General features: G+C 32.6%; 9 protein-coding genes. All 9 read left to right on the top strand.

Translation table 11 applies throughout. From position 1 onward, the window contains the following. The first annotated feature begins 292 nt into the window (after window positions 1-292). The 9 genes from FGF67_RS16430 to FGF67_RS16390 all read left to right on the top strand — a co-directional run bounded on the left by FGF67_RS16430 (window position 293) and on the right by FGF67_RS16390 (window position 6,466). A complete protein-coding gene (locus FGF67_RS16430; RefSeq protein WP_139698851.1) occupies window positions 293-679 on the top strand; it encodes a hypothetical protein in 387 nt (128 codons plus the stop codon). A gap of 210 nt (window positions 680-889) precedes the next feature. Beyond that, on the top strand, window positions 890-1,228 hold the full coding sequence (locus tag FGF67_RS16425) for a DoxX-like family protein (protein WP_317128568.1): 339 nt from the start codon (window positions 890-892) through the stop codon (window positions 1,226-1,228). Then, complete coding sequence (locus tag FGF67_RS16420; protein WP_139698850.1) at window positions 1,225-1,959, top strand: DUF2071 domain-containing protein; 735 nt, start codon at window positions 1,225-1,227, stop codon at window positions 1,957-1,959. The genes FGF67_RS16425 and FGF67_RS16420 overlap by 4 nt, the downstream gene beginning before the upstream one ends. After that, window positions 1,950-2,699: a class I SAM-dependent methyltransferase gene (locus FGF67_RS16415; RefSeq protein WP_139698849.1), complete on the top strand. Its 750-nt coding sequence runs from the start codon at window positions 1,950-1,952 to the stop codon at window positions 2,697-2,699. The genes FGF67_RS16420 and FGF67_RS16415 overlap by 10 nt, the downstream gene beginning before the upstream one ends. A gap of 2 nt (window positions 2,700-2,701) precedes the next feature. Next, on the top strand, window positions 2,702-3,097 hold the full coding sequence (locus FGF67_RS16410; protein ID WP_139698848.1) for a hypothetical protein: 396 nt from the start codon (window positions 2,702-2,704) through the stop codon (window positions 3,095-3,097). Between the two features lie 187 nt (window positions 3,098-3,284). Then, a complete protein-coding gene (locus tag FGF67_RS16405; protein ID WP_139698847.1) occupies window positions 3,285-4,610 on the top strand; it encodes a TlpA family protein disulfide reductase in 1,326 nt (441 codons plus the stop codon). A 237-nt stretch (window positions 4,611-4,847) separates the two neighbouring features. Next, the gene (locus tag FGF67_RS16400; RefSeq protein ID WP_139698846.1) at window positions 4,848-5,339 is read left to right on the top strand and encodes a MarR family winged helix-turn-helix transcriptional regulator; all 492 of its coding nucleotides are present in this window, start codon (window positions 4,848-4,850) and stop codon (window positions 5,337-5,339) included. Beyond that, window positions 5,336-6,073 (top strand): hypothetical protein, encoded by a 738-nt coding sequence (locus FGF67_RS16395; protein WP_139698845.1) that lies wholly within the window; start codon window positions 5,336-5,338, stop codon window positions 6,071-6,073. Before FGF67_RS16400 ends, FGF67_RS16395 begins: the two co-directional genes overlap by 4 nt. A 3-nt stretch (window positions 6,074-6,076) precedes the next feature. After that, on the top strand, window positions 6,077-6,466 hold the full coding sequence (locus FGF67_RS16390; RefSeq protein ID WP_139698844.1) for a RidA family protein: 390 nt from the start codon (window positions 6,077-6,079) through the stop codon (window positions 6,464-6,466). Window positions 6,467-6,738 lie beyond the last annotated feature (272 nt).

Genomic DNA, 6,738 nt, shown 5'->3' with positions numbered 1-6,738 from the left:
TGCCAAATTTTGGTTGGCATTCTGCCTCGGTTGCATAAGGTGTATTTGCTTAATTCTGTGCTTTAACCGCTGTTCTGTGTTGCACAACATTAGGTAACAATGCACATACTTCATTGCTTGTTTTTTTTGCTTACGAAAAGTTTTACAAAACTGCCAAATATCTGGCTTTATTTGCTATTTTTACGTAAGAAAACGCAACGAAAGCATGTACCAAACCGTTAGCATACATTTGAAAATGACACTTTCCGAAGTATATTTTTATATAATTATTATCATTTACCAACTCTTCAGTATGGTAATAATAACATTTACGGAAGACCTAAAAGATGACAAATATTTTAAAAGATATTTAAAAATCACTTTCTTAATCGGATTTCTTGGAATTATAATGGAGTTATTGAATTGGACTTATTTCTGCCCATTTAATTGCACTCTTCTGACTTTCTCACCTTTTCTGACTTTGTTAATCTCAAAAGGGATTATTGAATTTTATAAAAAAGTTTTTAAAAGAGAAGCTTATCAAATGCAATGGGGAAAATTGTCAGACGGAATTTGGACAAAGAACAACGGAGATTTAAAAAATAGAGGATATTATGGTTGGTACAGCGTTAATATTGGGAGCTTTCCGATTTTTATAATTACAACTATCTTTTTGCTAATAGAAAAAAACGTATGCTAACATTGTATAAAAATAATGCGTAATTTAGTACAAAACCTAAAGTTAGTGCGCATTTGGTCACTCTGATTTTCCTACGGAAAATCCTCGGACACAAAACCGCACTATTCTTATACATAAACGTTGGCAGTAAGTGAAGGAAAACCCCGAAAAAAATTGACAAACGAGAAAAAAAGCAAAATACTAACCTACCTTATCGCGACCCTTTGGATAGTGAACGGACTTTATTGCAAAGTACTAAACCTTGTTCCCAGACACGAAGAAATTGTAGCCCGAATATTAGGTGAAGACTATTCCCGACCGCTCACAATTTTCATCGGACTTTCCGAAATCATAATGGCAATTTGGATTTTGACAAGGTTTAAATCAAAACTTAACGCTATAGTACAAATTGTGGTTGTTGCAACAATGAACATCATTGAATTTGTTGCAGTCACCGACTTGCTACTTTGGGGAAAATTAAACATTGTTTTTGCTTTACTTTTCATCGGGTTGGTTTACTACAACGAATTTATACTTAACAAAAACACCAACTCATTTACAGCAATATGAACTTCCTAAAAAACCATCCGTTTGCCGTTGAAGCATTTTTTGAAAGTTCGTTGGTACTGACTTTTTCCGTTCCTAAAGAACAACTTCAAAATTTGATTCCTGAATGTTTGGAATTGGATACTTTTCAAGACAAATGGGCTTTTTTGGCAATTGCAATGGTTCAAACAAAGGGTTTGCGACCAAAGGGCTTTCCAAAATTTTTGGGTAATGATTTTTTCCTAATCGGTTATCGGATTTTTGTTCGCTACAGGAATCAAGCAGGCAAACGGTTAAGGGGATTATACATAATCAAATCGCAAACCGACAAAAAGAAGATGGAATTTTTCGGTAACATTTTTACGCATTACAATTACACCACAACAAACATAAAACTAACAACAGAAGGAAATTTCAGAACTATAAAATCGGAGAAATCAAAATTTCATATTACAGTTGAGCAAACAGACAGGGAAATTCAAATTCCAGAAAATTCACCATTTACCGACTGGAAAGATGCCCGAAAATTTGCAGGACCTTTGCCTCATACTTTTACCGTGAACTCAAAAGATAAAACCATACTTACGATTTTGGGAGTTCGACAAAATTGGAAACCAGAACCCGTAAAAGTGGAAAGTTACCATTTTGACTTTCTGAACAGTTTGAAACTTCAAAACATAGTTTTGGCAAATGCTTTTGAGATTGAAAATGTACCCTATCACTGGGAAAAAGGCAAGATTGAAAAATGGAAGTAAATAGACGAAAATTTCAGGGAGTTCTTAATATCCTAAGTTTCAACAGGCATTTTTACGTGTTTGGACTCATTGCACTGTTGTTGATTATTGGGAGTAAATATATTTTCAACTGGAATAACAGCTTGTTTTGGTTAGTGATTAGTGGATTTATCTATGGACTTACAATGCCCTTAATCGTTTCTGCCTTCGTTTACGATTTTTCAGGCTTTTACAATTTCGACTGGCTGAAAAAATTGAACCTAGAAGATTCAAAACAAAATCTTAACCTAAACATCAATGCCGGTTTTGATGAAACAAGCTATATCATAAAAAACGTTTTACCCAAATCAGAATTACAAGTTTATGATTTTTACGATGCCAAACAGCATACAGAACCTGCAATAATCAGAGCAAGAAAAGTGAGTTTGGTCTATCCAAATACCAAACAAATACAATCAAACATAATTCCATTATCCGACAATTCGGTTGACAACATTTTTTTACTTTCAGCTATCCACGAAATACGAAAACAAGACGAAAAAATACAATTTTTAAAAGAGTGTAGAAGGGTTTGCAAACCCAATGGAAATGTAATTATGGTGGAACATTTAAGGGATTTACCTAACTTTCTTGCGTTTACCGTCGGCTTTACACATTTCTTTTCAAAAACAACTTGGGTTAAGGCATTCAAAGAAGCTGGTTTTACATCAATCAACGAAACAAAATTCACACCGTTTATGTCAATTTTCGAGTCTAAATAACAATGGAGGTACACTTAAAAATAATTGGAGTTTTATTAATGACTTTAGCGTCAATTCATATTTTTTTTCCAAAATATTTTAATTGGAAAGAGGAATTAAAAGCTTTGACATTGATAAACAGACAAATGATGACGGTTCACACCTTTTTCATTGCCTTTGTGGTTTTCCTAATTGGCTTACTTTGTCTGACCTCTGCAACAGACTTAACTCAAACCAAACTTGGAAAAACAATATCACTCGGACTTGGGATTTTTTGGGCAACACGATTGATTTTTCAACTCTTTGTGTATTCAACAAAACTTTGGAAAGGCAAGACATTTGAAACAACAATACACATCGTATTTACGATACTTTGGATATATTTAACAAGCGTATTTTTATGGACTGGATTAAACTGATAAACAGCATTACTATAAAAACACCTACAGCCAACAACGTATAAAATTAATTACTAGTGCAAGCCTACTTACGAAAATCCTCGCGGATTTTCTATTCGGTTTGTATTTGCTAAATTAGGTGTTTGAAACACGCAACTAATCTTATACAAACAAGTTACAGGGCATTTAAACAAACACTCTACATATAATGAAACGAATTATTTATTTAATTTTTATATTACTAATTGGATGTTCGGATTCTAAAACAGATTTCAGAATTAAACTGGATTCACAAGAAGGATATGGAACTTTTATGCCAGGGAGGGTAATTTTATGGCCAAACACTGATTCTTTGATATATAAAAACATCCCTAAAGATATTGATGAATATGTTGTTAGAAGTTTATCATTACAACCATCTCAATATTATTGGAATAAATATTTAGATGGAAGCATTGAAAAAGAACAATTTGAGAATATTGCAAAGTATTATAGGATTGACACAACAAAACTTACTAATGAGACAGTTGATTGTGAAGTTCTGTTTCTCATAGGCACAAAATCAAATAAGCGAATTATAATAATTGATACTGACAATGATGAGGATTTTGGAAATGAAAAAATTCTTGAATATGAATATCCATTGACAAATGAAAAACAGAAAGAAATTGAAAGTACGCTCCCCATTGTCACAGTTCATTTTGATTACTTTGAGAATAGCCAACTAATAACTAAAGAAACTAAGGTTAAACCAAGTCCATATAAAGGCTCATTAGGACTGACCTTTAATACAGATAATGAAATTGAGAAGAAATATTTTCTATTTGCAAGTTTTCCAGAACATAAAGAAGGACACGTTGATTTTAATGGCGTGGACTATATTATTTGTGTGTCAAATGGATTCTCACGAGTAAATTATGCAACAAATAGATTATCGGTTTTTATAACACCACAATCAGATTCATTGTCATCAGAATTAAATGGTGATATTCCTTATGAAATAGGAGATGTTTTTAATGTAAAAGGTCATGATTATTTAATTGATTCCGTTACAAATTGGGGAGATGAAATATTCATTAAGTATCTTGGTGAAAACACAAAACCTGTTGGAATTACAGAAGGACATTATATGCCAAAATTTGAAGCAAAACACCTTGATAATTCCGTCTTTGAATTAAAACAACATCATGACAAATATATTCTCCTTGATTTCTGGGGGACATGGTGTAATCCGTGCATAAAGCTTATTCCTGAACTGAAAAAAATAAATTCAGAGTATTCTAATGATAAATTTGTATTGGTCAGTGTTGCATATGATAGTGACCCAAAAAAAGTTACGGATTTCATTAGTAGAGAAAATATGAATTGGGAACATCTTTTTGTTAACCAAAATCAAGAAGACAAAAACTCATTGATTGAAAAACTAAAGATTTCAAGTTATCCTTCGACTATATTGATTGCCCCTGATGGAAAAATAATTGCACGAAACAAAACCATGAACGAATTAGAGGAAATACTTAAAAACGCCCTGTAACAATGTATATACAAAATAGGCGAAATAGCAGTAAATTCAATAGTTGTAGCCCGCTTCAAAAGCGTTACGGTTTGATAAGTTTGATGCCCGCAATCGCCTACTTTGCATATACTGACCGTTACCCAACATTAAACACAAGCATTTAATTAAAGTCTCGAAATCATACTTAAATTTTTATATAGTCAACTACATAGTTGACTATTTTATTGACTATATTTGCTTAAATGCATATCTATAATGGAAAAAGACTTTATTAAAGCACTTGGCTACAAGGCGTTAGACAACAGGCTTAAGCGGATTAGTGATAGAATTTTACACGATACAAGAAAGTTCTTCAAACATATTGATATAGATGTTGAACCAAGTTGGCATTTGGTATTCAAATTATTGAGGCAAAATGAAACACTAACTATGGTTGATATTGCGCAACAGTTAGGTTATTCCCATCCCTCTACTGTAGTTATGCTTAAAAAAATGACTGCAAAAGGTTTTATAGTTTCCGAAAAAGATTCAATTGATAAAAGAAAACTAAACATTAAACTGACACAAAAGTCCATCGACTTACTTCCAGATTTGGAACAGATCTGGGATAGTTGTGAAGATGCCATTTATAAAATGCTTAATAAAGATTTATCTATTCTTAAACATATTGATACTATTGAAGAAGCATTAAACACTATTCCTATCAATGAACGCTTTTACAAAGAATATCAAAAACAAAAAAGATGAAAAATCAAAAGATTTCTGAACAAGAAAACTCTAATATTTCTAGAAGAGGAATGATTAGAACTTTAGGGTTGGGATTGAGTTTTTCGGCACTACCTTCTTTTATGACTTCTGCGATGACAGAAGTTTCCATAGATGCATTAGACCCTGGAGAATACATCATCCCAGTGGAAGAAGGAGAATTATTGGAAATGCAAAAATTTGTTGAAGATTGTATTGCCGCCAATAAAGAATCAGACCCTCAAGAAGCTGTAAAACAAGTTTTACAGCGTGCAGTTTCGCATCATAAAGTATTATTAAAAACTATTGGTGAACCAACAAAGGTTGGCATGAAAGTGTTTTTACGCTCTAAAGAACTAACAATATTTGCGGCAACCTGGGCGCCACAGATGAATCTGATGCCACATAATCATCATATGTGGGCAAATATTGGAATTTATACTGGAAGAGAAGATAATATTCTTTGGGAGCGTAGTGAAAATAGATTAAAAGCTAACAAAGCTGAATGTTTATTCGCTGGTGATGTAGCTAAATTAAATTCATCTGCAATACATTCTGTTACAAATCCTCTTAAAAGATTTACAGGTGGACTTCATATCTACGGTGGTGATTTTTTTGAAACCGAATTCAGCAGATGGAATCCTGAAACACTTAATGAAGAACCTTTCAATGGCGAATTAATAAGAAAAATGTTCGAAAAAGAGAATGAACTCATCACTAAAAATAAAAACGATTAATAAATGAAACGACAATTAATTTCTGGAGGGAGTCCTTATGAAGATATCGTTGGCTTTAGTAGAGGCGTACGTGTTGGACCATATGTCACAATTGGAGGGACCGCACCAATGGACACACATGGAAAAACAGTAGGCATTGGAAATATATCTTTACAAACCAAACAATGTTTTGAAACTATCAAAACCGCATTAGAAAATGCGGGTTCAAGTCTAAATGATGTAGTTAGGACTCGGATGCTGTTAATTAATATTGAGGATTGGAAAGATGCGGCTGAAGTAAGAGCATCTTATTTTAAAAATATAAAACCTGTTGATACAGTAATGCAAGTTTCTCGTTTTATCAATCCAGATTGGCTAATTGAGATTGAAGTTGATGCAATTATGACTTCATAAATATTGATTTGAATAATAATAACGTTGGGTAACAACGTATATAAAAAATAGCGGAATAATCGCTCAATCAAAAGTAAATTAACAAATTTAAGGTCAGTTATTATCCGAAAAGTTAGTGCGTAAAATCCGCTACTTTTCATATACAAGACCGTTGGTTACAATAACTCCGAACAAACTTCACGTTGGATTTTAAAATTAATTCTGACCTTTATTATTAACTCAAATCTTATCTGACTTTACTTAATCGGAACGCTGATTTTGAGATTCAAATT

The sequence above is a fragment of the Allotamlana fucoidanivorans genome, from assembly GCF_006265225.1.
GTDB classification, from domain to species: domain Bacteria; phylum Bacteroidota; class Bacteroidia; order Flavobacteriales; family Flavobacteriaceae; genus Allotamlana; species Allotamlana fucoidanivorans.
The sequence above is the reverse complement of the archived record's forward strand: the minus strand, read 5'-3'. Positions and strand labels throughout refer to the sequence as shown.

Bases quoted from the DNA above. Each gene is read 5' to 3' on its own strand.
- FGF67_RS16415 (WP_139698849.1), top strand. From the start codon at position 1,950: ATGGAAGTAAATAGACGAAAATTTCAGGGAGTTCTTAATATCCTAAGT.
- FGF67_RS16420 (WP_139698850.1), top strand. From the start codon at position 1,225: ATGAACTTCCTAAAAAACCATCCGTTTGCCGTTGAAGCATTTTTTGAA.
- FGF67_RS16410 (WP_139698848.1), top strand. From the start codon at position 2,702: ATGGAGGTACACTTAAAAATAATTGGAGTTTTATTAATGACTTTAGCG.
- FGF67_RS16400 (WP_139698846.1), top strand. From the start codon at position 4,848: ATGGAAAAAGACTTTATTAAAGCACTTGGCTACAAGGCGTTAGACAAC.
- FGF67_RS16390 (WP_139698844.1), top strand. From the start codon at position 6,077: ATGAAACGACAATTAATTTCTGGAGGGAGTCCTTATGAAGATATCGTT.
- FGF67_RS16405 (WP_139698847.1), top strand. From the start codon at position 3,285: ATGAAACGAATTATTTATTTAATTTTTATATTACTAATTGGATGTTCG.
- FGF67_RS16430 (WP_139698851.1), top strand. From the start codon at position 293: ATGGTAATAATAACATTTACGGAAGACCTAAAAGATGACAAATATTTT.
- FGF67_RS16395 (WP_139698845.1), top strand. From the start codon at position 5,336: ATGAAAAATCAAAAGATTTCTGAACAAGAAAACTCTAATATTTCTAGA.